Here is a 14,941-nt window from a genome sequence, read left to right as displayed (position 1 = left end):
CGCGCCGGATCGCCCGTGATCCGTCGACCTCTCCGCGTCTCCCGGCCCGGAGACAGGTGTGCGGGTTAGACTGAGACCTACGCCCGACGACGACGAGGAGTCACCATGTTCCAGGGTTTGACCGGATGGCACCTGCTGGTCGTCCTAGCCGTCATCCTGCTTCTGTTCGGCGCCGCCAAGCTCCCCGCGCTCGCGAAGAGCATGGGACAGTCCGCTCGCGTCTTCAAGAGCGAGATGAAGGAGATGAAGCGCGACGACGAGATCTCCGCGTCGTCCGCCGAGGCTCCGCGCGCCACAGACGCCGGCACGACCCCGACCGCGGCCCCGGAGCCGCGCAGGTCGAACGACCCCACCGTCTAACCGGTGGCGACGGCAGGACCGCCGCGGATCGACGTGCCCGAGGGGCCGCGGCGAGACAAGCGCATGTCGATCGGGGCGCACCTGATCGAGTTGCGCAAGCGACTCATGTGGGCGGCCGCGGCGCTCGTGGTCGGCATGGTGGTCGCGTTCGTCATCACCGATCCGATCATCCACCTGATCACCGAGCCGATCCGCGTGATCGCGGAGCGCCGCGGTGACGACTTCTCGGCACTGAACTTCACCTCGGTGACCTCGGCGTTCGATCTGCGCATGCGGATCGCCTTCTCGATCGGCATCTTCCTGTCGGCGCCGATCTGGCTGTGGCAGATCTGGGCGTTCATCATGCCCGGACTCACGCGCAAAGAGATCCGCTACACCGTCGGCTTCGTGGCATCCGCTGTACCGCTGTTCTTCATCGGCTGCTGGGTCGGCCTGTTGATCGTGCCGCACGTGATCGAGCTGATGTGGGGCTTCACGCCCGAGGGCGGCGTCAACTTCTACAATGCCGTCGACTACTACGACTTCGTCTTCAAGCTGCTGATCGTGGTGGGCGTCTCGTTCGTGCTGCCGGTGTTCCTGGTGGCGCTGAACGTGGCGGGGGTGATGAGCGGCAAAGCGATCCTGAAGGGGTGGCGGGTCGCCATCCTCATCGCCACGATCTTCTCGGCTCTCGCCACGCCCGCCGCCGACGTGGTGAGCATGCTGATGCTCGCCGGCATCCTGGTGGTGCTGTTCTTCGCCGCCGCGGGACTGTCGATGCTGTTCGACCGCCGCAAGGCGCGTCGGGTCGCGGCGTCGGAGATGGCGTCGGGGCCCATCGCGTGAGTGGACCCAGCCCGGCCGAGCGCTTCGCTCGTGCCAGTGCCCGCTCGGCGCACCCGCACACCGCGGACTTCGCCGAGATGCAGCGCTTCGAACTCGACGACTTCCAGATCGCCGGATGCCACGCCCTCGAAGACGGGCGGAGCGTGCTGGTCGCCGCCCCCACCGGCGCGGGCAAGACCATCGTCGGCGAGTTCGCCATCCACTTGGCGATGCTCGAGCCCGGCGACAAGGCGTTCTACACCACGCCCATCAAGGCGCTGTCGAACCAGAAGTTCCACGAACTGCAAGAGGTGTACGGCGACGACGAGGTCGGCCTGCTCACGGGCGACACCAACATCAACGCCTCCGCGCGGATCGTGGTGATGACCACCGAGGTCCTGCGCAACATGCTCTACGCCGACTCCCCGGCGCTGCGAGGCCTGCGATTCGTCGTGATGGACGAGGTGCATTACCTCGCCGACCGCTTCCGCGGCGCGGTGTGGGAGGAAGTGATCATCCACCTCCCACCGTCGGTGAAGCTCGTGTCGCTGTCGGCGACCGTGTCCAACGCCGAAGAGTTCGGCGACTGGCTCGATACCGTCCGCGGCGACACCGAGGTCATCGTGTCGGAGACGCGGCCGGTGCCCCTCGAGCAGCACGTGCTCGTGCGCGGCGACCTGCTTCCCCTGTTCGACGATCGGGCGGGTGTGGCAACGGCTCAGGTGAACCAAGAACTCCTGCGCATCCGCGGCGGCAATGCCGGGGGCTACGAGAACAACCGCCGCGCGCAGGAGTTCCGCTCCGCCCGTCACGCCGGCGGTCCGCGGCACGCGCACCAGCGGCGTGGGGGACACAAGCCCGTCCGCGCCTCGCAGGGCCCGCGCATCGAGCGCATCGACCGCCCCGAGGTCGTCGAGCTTCTGCAGCGCAGCCACCTGCTGCCCGCCATCTTCTTCATCTTCAGCCGCGCCGGATGCGACGCCGCCGTGCAGCAACTGCGCCGCGCGAACGTGCGACTGACCTCGGCCGAGGAACGGGTCGAGATCCGCCAGATCGTCGACGAGCTGACCTTCACCCTCAAAGACGAAGACCTTGCCGTGCTGCACTTCTGGGAGTGGCGCGACAACCTCGAACGGGGCATGGCCGCCCACCACGCAGGGCTCCTGCCGGCCTTCAAAGAGGTCGTCGAAGAGCTCTTCCGCCGCAAGCTCGTCAAGGTCGTCTTCGCCACCGAGACGCTCGCGCTCGGCATCAACATGCCCGCGCGCACCGTCGTGCTCGAGAAGCTCGAGAAGTTCAACGGCGAGGCGCGCGTCGCCATCACCTCGGGCGAGTACACCCAGCTCACCGGTCGCGCCGGTCGCCGGGGTATCGACGTCGAGGGCCACGCGGTCGTGCAGTTCACCGAGGGACTCGACCCGCAGTCTGTTGCGGCTCTCGCATCGCGCCGTACCTACCCGCTGAACTCGAGCTTCCGGCCGACCTACAACATGGCCGTGAACCTCATCGACCAGTTCGGGCGCGCCCGCGCGCGCGAGATCCTCGAGTCGTCGTTCGCGCAGTTCCAGGCCGACCGCTCGGTCGTGGGTCTGGCGCGGCAGGTGAAGGATGCCGAAGAGTCGCTCGACGGCTACGAGAAGGCCATGACGTGCGACCGCGGAGACTTCCGCGAGTACTCCACGATCCGCCGCGAGCTCAGCGATCTCGAGAAGATCAACCGGCGGGACGCGACCGCGCCCCGGCGCCTCCGCGACGAGCGGCAGCAGCAGATCCACTCGCTGCGCAAGCGCATGCAACGGCATCCGTGCCAGTCATGCCCCGATCGCGAGGCGCACGCGCGCTGGGCCGAGCGCTACTGGAAGCTCAAGCGATCCACCGACAAGATCCGCCAGCAGATCGACCAGCGCACCGGCACCGTCGCGCGCGTGTTCGACCGCGTGGTCGAGGTGCTCGCCGCGCTCGAATACGTCCGCGTCGAGGAGGACGGCGCGACCGTCCTCACTCCCGCGGGCCGCACGATGCGCCGCATCTACGGCGAGCGCGACCTGCTCGTGGCGGAGTCGCTGCGTCAGAGCCTGTGGGAGGGGCTCGACGCGCCCTCCCTCGCCGCCCTCGCGTGCTGCCTGGTGTACGAGCCCCGGCGCGACGAGGCGGGGCCGGGGGAGCGGGGACTGCCGCGCGGCGCCTTCCGCGCCGCCCTGGATGCCACGCAGACGCTGTGGCAGGAGCTCGACGACCTCGAGCGCGATCACCGTCTCCCCGGGTCGGAGTCTCCCGCGTCGGGCCTGTCTCCCGCAATGCACGCCTGGGCGAAGGGACTCCCGCTCGACAGCGTGCTGACCCTCGCCGACATGGCGGCAGGGGACTTCGTGCGCTGGGCGAAGCAGACGATCGACCTGCTGGATCAGATCTCGCTCGTCGCCGAACCGAAGCTGGCGAAGACCGCGCGCACGGCGTTGGATTCCGTGCGCCGGGGCATCGTGGCGTACACGTCGGCATGAGCGCCGTTCCCGTGACGCCCGCGAACCGGGCCGATGCGGCCGCGCCCCTGCTGCGTCTGGCGTATGCCGCTCCGCTGGCGGTGGTGGCGGGGCTGCTCCTGGTGACGGCTTATCCCGCGCTGGCGTGGTGGCCGATGGCGGTGCCCGCGGTCGTCCTGACGCTCGTCACCCTCATCGGCCGTCGATTCTGGTCGGCCGTGCTGGTCGGATCGCTCTTCGGCGCCGCCTTCTTCTCGGTCAACCTGCTCTTCACGGCGCGTTACCTCGGCCCCGTGCCCTGGCTCGCCCTGTCGGTGCTCGAATCGCTGCTGACGGCGGTGCTCGCCGTTCCGATCGCGCTCGCGTATCGATGGATGCCGCGGATCGCCCCCGGCGCACTCGGGCGCCTCGTGCTGCTCCCGGCACTCGTTGCGGGCCTGTGGACGCTTCGGGAGCAGATCGTCGGCTCGTGGCCCTACGGCGGTTTCCCCTGGGGGCGCATCGGCGTCTCGCAGGTGAACGGCCCCTTCGCCGAGGTCGCTTCGTGGGTGGGTATGTCGGGGCTGTCGTTCCTGGTCGTGCTGCTGTGCGCAATGGGCGTCGAACTGGTGCGGGCGGGGGGCCTCCGCCGGATCGTGCGCGTCGTACCCGCGGCCGTCGTCCTGGTGATCCTCGTCGCCCTGCCCGCGTTCCCGACGACGGCGGCGGGATCGATGCGCGTGGGCGCGGTGCAGGGCAACGGGCCGGCGGGCTACTTCGACCAGCGGGCGCGCGGTGCCGTCCTGGACGCGCAGCTCGCGGCATCCGCCCCTCTGCTCGGCCAGGACATGGACGTGCTGCTGTGGCCGGAGGGCGGGGTGGACTCCGATCCCACCGCGAACGCGTCGACGGCGGCGGTGCTGCAGCAGCTCGCGCGGCGGGTCGACGCGCCCCTGCTGATCTCGGCGGTGACCGAGAGGGGGTCGCAGCTGTTCAATTCCTCGCTGCTGTGGACGGCCGAGGGGCAGGTCGGCGCGACGTACGACAAGCGCAATCCGGTGCCGTTCGGGGAGTACGTGCCCGACCGTGCCTTCTGGGAGCCGTTCGCCCCCGACCTCATCGGACTCATCGGCCGGGAGTACACCCCGGGCACCGCGGCTCCGTTGATCGATGTGAACGGCATCGGTGTGGGACTGGCGATCTGCTTCGACGTCATCTACGACGACGTCGTTTGGGACGGCGCCGCCGAGGGGGCCCAGGTGTACATGTTCCAGACGAACAACGCCGACTTCCGCGGGACCGACGAGAACCTCCAGCAGCTCGCGTTCGCGCGCATGCGGGCGATCGAGACCGGGCGTTCGGTGGTCAACCTCTCGACGGTGGGCACGAGCCAGGTCATCGCTCCCGACGGGTCGACGCTCGACGACCTGCCGATCGACACGGCGGGGCACATGCTCACCGACGTTCCGCTGCGCAGCGGACTCACTCCCGCGGTGATCATCGGGCCCGCGGTGAAGATCATCCTGGGGTGGGGGAGTCTCGCAGGGCTCGTCGCCGCGGGCGTTCTGGCGTTCGTGCGCGCCCGAGGCACGAGAAAGACGCCGACCCCCGAGGGGGCCGGCGTCTGAACTCGTCGGTCAGCGTCAGGCGCTGAGCTTCTCGCCACCCGCTCCGCGTCGCGCGCGGACGAAGGCGAGGCGTTCCTCGAGCAGCTCTTCCAGCTCGGGGAGGGTGCGACGCTCGAGCAGCATGTCCCAGTGGGTACGTGCGGCCTTGTCGGCGCTGTGGTCGACGGTCGCCATGCCGTCGCCGATGCGCAGCAACGCCTCGGCGCCGCACGTGCGGCACTCCCAGGCGTCGGGAACCTCGGCGTCGGCGGCGAACGTCAGAGTGGTGTCACGTCCACAGGTGCTGCAGTTGTAGGTGTGCTGAGCACGGTCGTGAAACACGACGCCATCTTCGCTTTGGAGGCTTTGGGCGCCGAGTCGGATGCCGCGGAGACTGCGGTCTGCCATTGTGTGGTCCTCTCGTCGGTCACCATGTATAACGCGTGCACCTGTGCGCTTTATTCGAACCTCGGGCGACGACGAGGCTTTCACAGACGATGCTCAGACAGCCGTCGTTCCCCGCCCGTTCACCAGCGCCAGGGCGATGTCGCCGCGATCGGTGACGAGTCCGTCCACGCCGAGGTCGAGCAGGCGCCGCATGTCGACGTCGTCGTTGATCGTCCACACGTGCACCTCGACGCCCGCGGCGTGCGCGTCGCGGATCAGTCCGTCCGTCACGACGCGCACGGGACCCTGGCGTTCGGGGATCTGGAGGGCGTCGAGGCCGGCGAGCAGCCGGCGGACCCGGGTCTTCCGATGCAGTGCGCGAGCCGCCACCAGCCGCGCCACGGTCGACGAGCCGGGGGAGGTCGCCGGTGGCAGGGTCGCACCCGCCGCGGCGACCGCCCGCAGGGCCGCGTGCCGCCGTTCGTCCGAGAAGCTGGTCAGCAGCACCCGTGCGGTGTGCGGTGCGACGAGCCGACCCACGTGCTCCGCCGCCGCGGCGGCCTTCACATCGAGGTTGAAGCGCACCTCGGGGAACGCCTCGAGTGCCTGCGCGAGCGTGATGAGCCCGCCGCGGTCGGACATGATCTCCTCGAGCTCGTGCAGACGCACGTCGGCGATGGCGCGGGGGTCGTCGGCCACGCGCCGGAGGTCGTCGTCGTGGAACAGCACGACCGCCCCGTCGGCGGTGAGGTGGCAGTCCGACTCGACATAGACGAGGCCCGCGGCGTGCGCCTCGGCGACCGCGGCGAAAGAGTTCTCGACCACCCCGTGCCGCGCGGCATCCGGTGTCACCAGTCCCCGGTGGGCGAGTACGCGCGGGGTGTCGGGGGAGAGATACGGGTGCCGCGTCATCGGGCCGGGGCGTCCTCGGGTGCGACAGCGGGTGCGTCGTCGTTCCCCGGCCGCGGGGCGAAGGCGCCCGAGATGCCCTTGAGGGCCTCGGTGAACTCGCTCGGGATGATCCACAGCTTGCTGGAGGAGCTGTCGCTGATCTTCGGCAGGGTCTGCAGGTACTGGTACGCGAGCAGTTTGTCGTCGGGGCGCCCCTCGTGGATCGCCGTGAACACGGAGTGGATCGCCTCGGCCTCGCCCTGCGCACGCAGCACCGCGGCCTGCTTGTCGCCTTCGGCCTCGAGGATGGCGGCCTGGCGCCGCCCCTCGGCTTCGAGGATCTGCGACTGCTTCGACCCCTCGGCCGTCAGGATCGCGGCGCGGCGGTCGCGTTCGGCCCTCATCTGCTTCTCCATCGAATCCTGGATCGAGTGCGGCGGGTCGATGGCCTTGAGCTCGACGCGTCCGACCCGGATGCCCCATTTGCCCGTCGCCTCGTCGAGGACCACCCGGAGCTGGCCGTTGATGTTGTCGCGGCTGGTGAGCGCCTGCTCGAGATTCAGCCCGCCCACCACGTTGCGCAGGGTCGTGGTGGTCAGCTGCTCGACGGCGCCGAGGTAGTTGGCGATCTCGTAGGTCGCGGCGCGGGCGTCGGTGACCTGGAAGTAGACGACAGTGTCGATCGAGACGACGAGGTTGTCCTCGGTGATGACCGGTTGCGGCGGGAACGACACCACTTGCTCGCGCATGTCGATGAGCGGTCGCACTCGGTCGACGAGGGGGACGACGAGATTCAGACCCGGCATGAGGGTCTTGTGATACCGCCCGAGCCGCTCGACCACCCCCGCGCGGGCCTGCGGGATGATGCGGACGGCGCGGAAGATCACGACGATGACGAAGACCGTCACCGCGATCGCGAGGACCCACCCGATCGTCGCGGGGATGATGCTGTCGATGTTCATGTCGCGGCCTCCTGGTCGTGGGCGCGCTGCACGCTGGCGCGGACGACGGCGGTGGCGCCGTCGATGCGGACGACCTCGATGCGCGTGGCGGGGTCGAGTCGGGTATCGGCGTCGGCGCGTGCGGTCCACACGTCGCCGTTGACGAGCTTGACCTGCCCCGCGACCGACGGTGATACCCGCGACAGCACGAGGCCCTCGAGGCCGACGAGGGCCTCGACGTTGAAGGGGCGGGTGTCGGCGCCGCGGTGAAGGCGCCGCAGCAGGGGCGGTCGCAGGAAGGTGAGCAGAGCGCCGGCGGCGAGCGCGGCCACGAGGACCTGTCCCCACAGGGGTGCGCCGAGCAGCCCGGTCAGCAGTCCCACGGCACCGCCCACCGACAGCATCAGGAACGTGAGCTCGCCGGTGAGCATCTCGACGACCAGGAAGACCAGGATCAACACGGGCCAGCCGATCCAGGCCCACGTGTCGATGGTGGAGAGAACGTCCATGTCGCACCTCCTGAGCCTGAACGTAGCACTCGCGAGAGAGGGTGGGGCCGGTTCTCGACCACCCCACAGACTGCGGTCGCCGCGGCCCGGAGCGGAGCGGTCGGTAGGCTGGTGAGTCGATCCCGATCGTCAGGAGTAATCCGTGTCCCAGACCCTTCCGTCCGGCTCGCTGAGCGGCAAGACCGCCCTCGTCACCGGCTCGTCGCGCGGTATCGGCGCCGACACCGTGCGCTACTTCGCCGAGGCCGGTGCGAACGTCGTCATCAACTTCCGCAACAAGGCGCCGCGCGCCGAGAAGCTCGCGACGCAGTTGCGCGAGCTCGGTGTCGAAGCGCTCGTCGTGGGGGCCGACCTCACCGACCCGGCGTCGGTGCAGGCGATGTTCGACGAGGTGAAGCGCACGTTCGGCGGTCTCGACATCCTCGTGCTCAACGCGTCGGGCGGCATGGAGTCGGGTATGGCAGAGGACTACGCCCTGCTGCTCAACCGGGACGCGCAGGTGAACGTGCTCGACACGGCTCTGCCGCTGCTGACGGCCGACGCGCGTGTCGTGTTCGTCACCAGCCACCAGGCGCACTTCATCCGCACCACCCCGACCATGCCCGAGTACGAGCCGGTCGCCCTGTCCAAGCGAGCCGGAGAAGACGCGTTGCGCGAGAAGATCCCCGCCCTCGAGGAGCGCGGCATCGGCTTCACCGTCGTCTCGGGCGACATGATCGAGGGCACCATCACGGCGACGCTGCTCGAGCGGGCGAATCCCGGCGCCATCTCGGCCCGCCGCGAAGACGCCGGCAAGCTCTACAACGTGTCCGAGTTCGCCGCCGAGGTCGCGCGTGCCGCCGTCGACCCGGTACCCGCCGACAACACCCGACTCGTCGGAGACACGGATTCGTTCGGAGGCGAGTGAGCATGCGCGCGAGCGACATCGAGACGCTCGTCACGGTCGGTCGGCCGGCGATCTCGCCCGACGGCGCGTTCGCCGTCTTCGCGACCTCCCGCCCCGACCTCGCCGCCGACCGGGCGGTGGGGCAGCTCTGGCGGGTCGACCTGCCCGACGGCTCGCCGCGGCGGATCACCCGCGGGGTGGCCGACCGCTCCCCGGCGGTGTCTCCCGACGGTGCGACCGTCGCCTTCCTCCGAGCCGACGCGAAGAATCGGGCTCAGCTGTTCGTCGTAGCCGCCGGCGGAGGCGAGCCGGTTCAGGTGACCGACCTCCCCGGCGGTGTCACCGACCTCGCCTGGTCGCCCGACGGCGCACGTCTCGCCTTCGCCGCGCGCGTGCCCGAACCGGGTCGCTACGGCACCGTGGAGGGGCGGGATGCCGCGGCCGAGCCGCCGCGTCGCATCACCGGCATCCGCTGGCACGCGAACGGCCTCGGGTACCTCGATCGGCCCGTCCAGCTGTTCGTCGTCGACGCACCGCCGACCGACGCGGAGCCGTTCTACGCGCCCGCCCCGGCGCTCGACACGCCCGATCGTCGAGTCGTCGCGGTGGAGCCCACCCAGCTGACCGAGGGCGAGACGAGCTGGAGCGGCGTCCGGTGGACGCTCGATGCGACCGCACTGCTGAGCGTCCCCGATGTCATCGAGTCCGACCGGCGCGACCTGCGCGATCGACTCATGGCCGTCCCCGTCGACGGCGACACACCGCGCGAGGTCCTGGGCATCGACGCGAACCTCTCGCTCTCCGAGGCCGTCGTCGCCCCCGACGGCACGGTGTTCGTGCTCGCGAACGACGTCGGTCCCGAGGGGGTCGACTTCGTCGCCCCCGGAGTCGCGCTCTACGCGCTCGAGACCGACGGCCCGCGTCGCCTGACCGATGCCGAGAGCATCGACCTCGGCGAAGTCGGCAGCCACATCTCGTTCGACGGCGACGACGTGCTCGTGCAGGATCGCACACGAGGACGGCTGCGCCTGCTGCGGGTCACCCGTGGAGGAGAGGTGTCCGACGTGCTCGAGGGCGACCGCGAGGTGAACGGCCACGCGGTGGCGGCGGGTCGGGTCGTGGCATCCGTCGCCTCGCCCGAGTCCTTCGGCGAGCTCGTGATCATCGACGGGGGAGCGGTGCGGACCCTCACCGACTTCGGCGCTGCCACGCGCGCGCGGGGCGTCGTCGTGCCCGTCGAGCACGAGGTCGCCGGCCGTGACGGTTACCCCGTGCACGGCTGGGTCGCCGTACCCGAGGGCGAGGGGCCGTTCCCCGTCATCCTGCAGATCCACGGCGGGCCGTACGCGTCCTACGGCGTGCACGTGTTCGACGAGACGCAGGTGCTCGTCGACGCGGGTTACGCCGTGGTCTACAGCAATCCTCGCGGTAGCGCCGGCTACGGCCGAGCGCACGGGCGGTCGATCCGGCAGCGCATGGGCACGCTCGACTTCTTCGACGTGATGGACTTCTTCGACGGCGTCGTCTCGGCCGATCCGCGCCTCGACGCCGATCGTGTCGGCGTGATGGGCGGGTCGTACGGCGGGTACATGACGGCGTGGGTCATCGCGCACGATCACCGTTTCGCGGGTGCGATCGTCGAGCGGGGGTTTCTCGACCCCTTCGCCTTCCCCGGATCGAGCGACATCGGCTCGTTCTTCGGGCAGGAGTACGTCGGTACCGATCCTGCGCAGATGGCCGCGCAGAGTCCCATGGCGGTCGTCGATCGGGTGCGCACGCCCACGCTGGTGATGCACTCGGAGCTCGACTTCCGCTGCCCGCTCGAGCAAGCGACCCGTTACTACGCTGCGCTGAAGCTCAACGACGTCGACGCCGAGATGCTGGTGTTCCCCGGCGAGGACCACGAGCTCACCCGCGGCGGGCGCCCCCAGCACCGCGTGCAGCGGTTCGAGGCCGTTCTCGACTGGTGGAACCGGCACCTGCCGATCGCGTGATGCGACAGAAGGGGCCGGATGCCATGGCATCCGGCCCCTTCTGTTCACGGCCTCAGACGGCTTTGCCGAACTGGATCGCGCGGACGATCTGGAAGACGCCGAGGATCACCAGCGAGATGCCGATGAGCAGGAACAGGGTCACCGCGCCCAGCAGAGGCGAGAACAGCAGCACGACGCCGGCCAGGATGCTGATGACGGCGAAGAAGATCGTCCACGCCCGGGCCTTCGACTGGTGGCCCACGGTGGTGAGCGAGACGACGCCCTCGATGATCCACAGGATGCCGACGAGAGTGCCGATGAAGACGCCGAACCACGCGGTGGTGGCCGAGAGGTTGGCGAACGAGAAGATGCCGGCGACGATGAAGAGCACGCCGAGGACGAGGTAGCCCAGGCGCGACCATCCGGAGCGCCAGAAGAGGCCGATCGCGATGTTCACCAGGCCCGCGATGATGACGTATACGGCGATGATGCCGACGGCGACCTGGGCGGTGCGCCCCGGCCAGATGAGGATGAGCAGGCCGATCACGAGCGAGAGCGCACCGCTGACGGCGAGGGCGGTGCGGACGGCTCCGACGGCGGGATTCGACGTGGTGGACGACGGCATGGCGAGCCTTTCTGAGTGAAAGCTGAGAACAGTGCTCACCCTAGACCCGAGGATGAACCTTCCGCCAACGCCCCGTCGCGCGCGGTCACGCGGGGGAGTGGTCCAGGAGCAGCGCCACCGCGAACAGCACCGGAAGACAGCCGACCGTGGAGATGAACACCACGTCGCGCGAGAGGATCTCGCCCACGCCGTAGCGCTGGGCGAAGTTGAACACGTTCTGCGCGGTCGGCAGGGCCGCGAGCACGACGACCACGAAGACCTGGTCCGCCGGCAGGCCGAACAGCGTCGCGACGAGGAACGCGAGCGCCGGCATCGCCACGAGTTTGAGCGCCGAGGCGATGACGACGTCGAGCCGACGGCCGGGTTCGGTGAGCACGCGCTGGCCGTACAGCGACATGCCGTACGACATCAGCAGCACCGGCACGCATGCTCCCGCGATGAGGTGCAGGGGGTCGAAGACGATGGGGGGCAGGTCGACGTCGAGCACCGCCACCAGCACGCCGAGCGCCGAGCCGATGAGCATCGGGTTCTTCGCCGTCTGCACGAGGATCCGGGTGAGATTGCGCGTGCCCGAGGTCGCGGCATCCAGGATCGCCAGGGCGATCGGCATGAGCACGAGCAGTTGGAACAGGATCACCGGGGCCGAGTACGCGGCGTTCCCGAGCATGTAGAGCGAGATCGGGATGCCGATGTTGTTGCTGTTCACCTGCCCCGCCGACAGCGCGCCGATCACCGTCTCGCCCACCCGCCGGCGCAGGATCAGGGATGACACCAGCGCGTAGACGCCGATGATGACCGCCGCGGTGATCATCGACACCGGCAGAAGGGCCGAGAACAGCGTCGCCACGTCGGCCTGCGCGAGCACCGTGAACAGCAGGAACGGCGACAGGACGAAGAACGTCAGCCGACTCAGCACGGGGCGGGCGTGGGGCCCCAGCAGATCGATGCGGGCGATGATGTAACCGACGACGACGGCGAGCCCGACCACGGCGAACCCGGTGAGGATGCCGCTCACGCGCTCGGCCGTTTCGAGGGAGCGCTGCGGGGGATCATCTCTTCGAGCGTAGCGGGGGAGCGGCGGTGGGTGCGACGCGGCGGGCGCGGCCCCACGCTGCTCAGCCACGATGATGAGGTGCGTGTGCCGCCCGACATGGCCGGGGGCCGCGGCCATCGCCACGACGCCCGGGCGGCGGGAGGACGATTCGCGCAAACGGCCCGCGCACAAGACCCGGCCGGTCCCGATCTCGGCGGTCTAGCGTGCGGGGAATGGACACCTACCCCCCGAACCTCACCGCGATCCTCGACCGCGAACCCCTCCCGGCATCCGGCGTCGCCTCGCGCGACGTCGACTACGAGCTCGACGGTGTCGCCTACCGCGGCTATTCGGCGCGACCGGCGGGGGACGAGCGATATCCGGGGGTTCTCGTCGTGCACGACTGGCTCGGGGTCACCGACTATGTGCGCATGCGCTGCGACATGCTCGCCCGCCTCGGATACGTCGCCTTCGCCGCGGATGTGTTCGGTGCGGACGTACGACCGACCCCGCAGGAGGCACCCGCCGTGGCCGGGCGCTTCTACGCGGACCGTCCGCTGTGGCGGAAGCGTCTCGTCGAGGCCTTCGACGAGCTCTGCTCCGACCCGTTCGTCGATGCGTCGCGCACCGCGGCGATCGGGTACTGCTTCGGCGGGTCGTCGGTGCTCGAGCTCGCGCGGACGGGTGCCGCCGTCGACGCGGTCGTGAGCTTCCACGGCGGCCTGTTGACCGGACCTGCGGGTGAGGTCGAGCAGATCACCGCGAAGCTTCTCGTTCTGCACGGCGCCGCCGACCCGGTCGCGCCCGACGACGCGATGATCGCGTTCGAGAACGATCTCCGCACAGCGCCGGCGGTGGACTGGCAGCTCGTGTCGTACGCCAACGCGATGCACGCGTTCACGCTCCCGGATGCCGATGCACCGGCGCAGGGCGCGCAGTTCCACGCGACCGCGGAGCGGCGGAGCTGGGCGGCGATGAAGACGTTCCTCGCGGAAGTGTTCGGCTGAGCGTCCGTGTCCCTCGTCACGGTCCGCCGGGGCGGCGCCGACCGCTCGATCGCACGCGACGTTCGAGGCGAGATCCGTGCTGTGAGATGCAGCCGATAATGCACATTATGTCAGTTTGAACGCGACTCCGGGAAAGGAGCGCCCCCGCCCGTCCCCTCTTCACCCACGGACCACCGCACCACGGGATGCGGTGCGAGGGCCCCCGCTTCGACGACGATGCGACAACCGGCGTCGGCGGTACGCCCATCGTCCAGAACGACGACGTCAGCCCGTTCAGCGCAGCACGTCGGTGACCACGCCCGTCCCGATCGCGATCGCCGCGAGGAGCAGCACGACCGCCAGCACGACACGCGTGCCGCCGGCGCCCCCCGCTCTCCTTCCGGCGAGCGCGCCGCGAACGAGGGTGATGCTGCCGGCGACGAGGCTGCCGCATGCGACGATCCCGAGCCCCAGCAGAAGACCCGCTCCGATCTCCGGCGTGTGCAGGTACCCGAGCAGCAGCGCACCCGCGTAGACGATCGCGGCCGTGATGACACCGGCGAGCACGCGCGCGCCGATATCGCGCCAGAATCTCTCTTCGCGCACCCAGACGCCCGCCCAGCCCCACGGGGCGCGCGGCGTCGTGTCGGTGTCAGGGGTCATTTCTGCACGATATCGAATCTCGACCGACCGCCTCGGGATCGACCCGGGAGCACTCCCCCTCACCGGCGAGTCCACCTCCCGCCGCTGCCCTCGTCAGCGCAGCACCTCGACGAGCACGATCCACGAGATCATCAGGGCCACGACGATGGAGAGCAGCGCCCCGAACGCGAAGGCTGTCGCTCCCGCGGCCATCGCCCCCGAGATCACCAGGACGCCCCCGACGGCGTACGCGGCGGGAACCAGGAACCCCAGCACGCTCTTCAGACCACGGGACCGAATCTGCGGGCTGCGGTCGGCGGCGATGCGGCGAGCGGCATCCACCGCGAACGTCGCCGCGACGAGGGACGCCAACACGGCGACAGCACCGTAGAACGCGCCGCCGAGGTCGGGAACCAGCCCGAGCGCGCTGACCACGAGCGCCAGCACGAGCGACGAGATGGCCGTCCCGAGACGCGCCGTCAGCGCCGGGGCCTTCACGATCTCGGCGATGTTGACGCTCGCCGCGACGATCACGAGACCCGCGAGGGCGGCCGTCGCACCGACGAGCGCGAGGTTGAAGTCGCCCCAGTCGTCCATGACCGGATGCTAGCGCCCGGCCAAGCCACACCGCATCCCCCGCCGTTACGCTGGGCGAATGCCCGACGACGACGGTGAGACGCAGGAGGAACGGGCGCTTCGCGCCATCGCGAACATGCAGGCGGGCGCGGACATCTCCGACGAGGCATTGCGTCTCTCGAACGACTACACCGATCGCCAGACACGCCGTGTGAAGGAGTGGCTCGCTCGGATCATTCGTCGCGGCTGATCCGAGCGGATC

The 14,941-nt window shown here is 69.8% G+C and carries 16 protein-coding genes; 8 read left to right on the top strand and 8 right to left on the bottom strand.

Features of this window, described 5'->3' with window-relative positions:
- Positions 1-105: 105 nt before the first annotated feature.
- The 4 genes from tatA to lnt all read left to right on the top strand — a co-directional run bounded on the left by tatA (position 106) and on the right by lnt (position 5,251).
- Positions 106-360, top strand: a complete 255-nt coding sequence (tatA, locus tag ACTJJP_RS03205; RefSeq protein ID WP_440773583.1) for a Sec-independent protein translocase subunit TatA — start codon at positions 106-108, stop codon at positions 358-360.
- Positions 361-423: 63 nt separating this feature from the next.
- Positions 424-1,185 (top strand): twin-arginine translocase subunit TatC, encoded by a 762-nt coding sequence (gene tatC, locus ACTJJP_RS03200; protein ID WP_440773674.1) that lies wholly within the window; start codon positions 424-426, stop codon positions 1,183-1,185.
- The gene (locus ACTJJP_RS03195) at positions 1,182-3,665 is read left to right on the top strand and encodes a DEAD/DEAH box helicase (RefSeq protein WP_440773582.1); all 2,484 of its coding nucleotides are present in this window, start codon (positions 1,182-1,184) and stop codon (positions 3,663-3,665) included. Before tatC ends, ACTJJP_RS03195 begins: the two co-directional genes overlap by 4 nt.
- The gene (lnt, locus tag ACTJJP_RS03190) at positions 3,662-5,251 is read left to right on the top strand and encodes an apolipoprotein N-acyltransferase (protein ID WP_440773581.1); all 1,590 of its coding nucleotides are present in this window, start codon (positions 3,662-3,664) and stop codon (positions 5,249-5,251) included. The genes ACTJJP_RS03195 and lnt overlap by 4 nt, the downstream gene beginning before the upstream one ends.
- A 15-nt stretch (positions 5,252-5,266) precedes the next feature.
- Here the strand turns inward: lnt and ACTJJP_RS03185 are convergent, their stop codons facing one another.
- The 4 genes from ACTJJP_RS03185 to ACTJJP_RS03170 all read right to left on the bottom strand — a co-directional run bounded on the left by ACTJJP_RS03185 (position 5,267) and on the right by ACTJJP_RS03170 (position 7,958).
- The gene (locus ACTJJP_RS03185) at positions 5,267-5,638 is read right to left on the bottom strand and encodes an RNA polymerase-binding protein RbpA (RefSeq protein WP_440773580.1); all 372 of its coding nucleotides are present in this window, start codon (positions 5,636-5,638) and stop codon (positions 5,267-5,269) included.
- Between the two features lie 93 nt (positions 5,639-5,731).
- Positions 5,732-6,529: a glycerophosphodiester phosphodiesterase family protein gene (locus tag ACTJJP_RS03180; RefSeq protein ID WP_440773579.1), complete on the bottom strand. Its 798-nt coding sequence runs from the start codon at positions 6,527-6,529 to the stop codon at positions 5,732-5,734.
- Positions 6,526-7,470, bottom strand: coding sequence for an SPFH domain-containing protein (locus ACTJJP_RS03175; RefSeq protein WP_440773578.1), 945 nt, complete (start codon positions 7,468-7,470; stop codon positions 6,526-6,528). The genes ACTJJP_RS03180 and ACTJJP_RS03175 overlap by 4 nt, the downstream gene beginning before the upstream one ends.
- Positions 7,467-7,958 (bottom strand): NfeD family protein, encoded by a 492-nt coding sequence (locus ACTJJP_RS03170; protein WP_440773577.1) that lies wholly within the window; start codon positions 7,956-7,958, stop codon positions 7,467-7,469. The genes ACTJJP_RS03175 and ACTJJP_RS03170 overlap by 4 nt, the downstream gene beginning before the upstream one ends.
- Before the next feature lie 142 nt (positions 7,959-8,100).
- Here ACTJJP_RS03170 and ACTJJP_RS03165 point away from each other — a divergent pair, with 142 nt between their 5' ends.
- Positions 8,101-8,865 carry an SDR family oxidoreductase gene (locus ACTJJP_RS03165; protein WP_440773576.1) on the top strand — a complete coding sequence of 255 codons (765 nt, stop codon included), beginning with the start codon at positions 8,101-8,103 and terminating at the stop codon, positions 8,863-8,865.
- 2 nt (positions 8,866-8,867) lie between these two features.
- The gene (locus ACTJJP_RS03160) at positions 8,868-10,838 is read left to right on the top strand and encodes a S9 family peptidase (RefSeq protein ID WP_440773575.1); all 1,971 of its coding nucleotides are present in this window, start codon (positions 8,868-8,870) and stop codon (positions 10,836-10,838) included.
- 52 nt (positions 10,839-10,890) lie between these two features.
- Here the strand turns inward: ACTJJP_RS03160 and ACTJJP_RS03155 are convergent, their stop codons facing one another.
- Complete coding sequence (locus ACTJJP_RS03155; protein WP_440773574.1) at positions 10,891-11,442, bottom strand: HdeD family acid-resistance protein; 552 nt, start codon at positions 11,440-11,442, stop codon at positions 10,891-10,893.
- An 85-nt stretch (positions 11,443-11,527) separates the two neighbouring features.
- Entirely contained in the window at positions 11,528-12,457 is a 930-nt protein-coding gene (locus ACTJJP_RS03150) for an AEC family transporter (RefSeq protein WP_440773573.1), read from the bottom strand.
- 251 nt (positions 12,458-12,708) lie between these two features.
- Here ACTJJP_RS03150 and ACTJJP_RS03145 point away from each other — a divergent pair, with 251 nt between their 5' ends.
- On the top strand, positions 12,709-13,482 hold the full coding sequence (locus tag ACTJJP_RS03145; RefSeq protein WP_440773572.1) for a dienelactone hydrolase family protein: 774 nt from the start codon (positions 12,709-12,711) through the stop codon (positions 13,480-13,482).
- Positions 13,483-13,755: 273 nt separating this feature from the next.
- Here the strand turns inward: ACTJJP_RS03145 and ACTJJP_RS03140 are convergent, their stop codons facing one another.
- Entirely contained in the window at positions 13,756-14,124 is a 369-nt protein-coding gene (locus ACTJJP_RS03140) for a hypothetical protein (protein ID WP_440773571.1), read from the bottom strand.
- Between the two features lie 93 nt (positions 14,125-14,217).
- A complete protein-coding gene (locus ACTJJP_RS03135) occupies positions 14,218-14,700 on the bottom strand; it encodes a hypothetical protein (RefSeq protein ID WP_440773570.1) in 483 nt (160 codons plus the stop codon).
- 58 nt (positions 14,701-14,758) lie between these two features.
- Between ACTJJP_RS03135 and ACTJJP_RS03130 the strand changes: the two genes are divergently transcribed.
- A complete protein-coding gene (locus tag ACTJJP_RS03130; RefSeq protein WP_440773569.1) occupies positions 14,759-14,929 on the top strand; it encodes a hypothetical protein in 171 nt (56 codons plus the stop codon).
- Positions 14,930-14,941 lie beyond the last annotated feature (12 nt).

Source organism: Microbacterium sp. 22296 (assembly GCF_052045385.1).
GTDB lineage: Bacteria > Actinomycetota > Actinomycetes > Actinomycetales > Microbacteriaceae > Microbacterium.
This window is presented reverse-complemented; position numbering and strand designations above follow the sequence as displayed.

Bases quoted from the DNA above. Each gene is read 5' to 3' on its own strand.
- ACTJJP_RS03160 (WP_440773575.1), top strand. From the start codon at position 8,868: ATGCGCGCGAGCGACATCGAGACGCTCGTCACGGTCGGTCGGCCGGCG.
- ACTJJP_RS03180 (WP_440773579.1), bottom strand. From the start codon at position 6,529: ATGACGCGGCACCCGTATCTCTCCCCCGACACCCCGCGCGTACTCGCC.
- ACTJJP_RS03155 (WP_440773574.1), bottom strand. From the start codon at position 11,442: ATGCCGTCGTCCACCACGTCGAATCCCGCCGTCGGAGCCGTCCGCACC.
- ACTJJP_RS03175 (WP_440773578.1), bottom strand. From the start codon at position 7,470: ATGAACATCGACAGCATCATCCCCGCGACGATCGGGTGGGTCCTCGCG.
- ACTJJP_RS03145 (WP_440773572.1), top strand. From the start codon at position 12,709: ATGGACACCTACCCCCCGAACCTCACCGCGATCCTCGACCGCGAACCC.
- ACTJJP_RS03185 (WP_440773580.1), bottom strand. From the start codon at position 5,638: ATGGCAGACCGCAGTCTCCGCGGCATCCGACTCGGCGCCCAAAGCCTC.
- ACTJJP_RS03170 (WP_440773577.1), bottom strand. From the start codon at position 7,958: ATGGACGTTCTCTCCACCATCGACACGTGGGCCTGGATCGGCTGGCCC.
- ACTJJP_RS03130 (WP_440773569.1), top strand. From the start codon at position 14,759: ATGCCCGACGACGACGGTGAGACGCAGGAGGAACGGGCGCTTCGCGCC.
- ACTJJP_RS03140 (WP_440773571.1), bottom strand. From the start codon at position 14,124: ATGACCCCTGACACCGACACGACGCCGCGCGCCCCGTGGGGCTGGGCG.
- tatC (WP_440773674.1), top strand. From the start codon at position 424: ATGTCGATCGGGGCGCACCTGATCGAGTTGCGCAAGCGACTCATGTGG.
- lnt (WP_440773581.1), top strand. From the start codon at position 3,662: ATGAGCGCCGTTCCCGTGACGCCCGCGAACCGGGCCGATGCGGCCGCG.
- tatA (WP_440773583.1), top strand. From the start codon at position 106: ATGTTCCAGGGTTTGACCGGATGGCACCTGCTGGTCGTCCTAGCCGTC.
- ACTJJP_RS03135 (WP_440773570.1), bottom strand. From the start codon at position 14,700: ATGGACGACTGGGGCGACTTCAACCTCGCGCTCGTCGGTGCGACGGCC.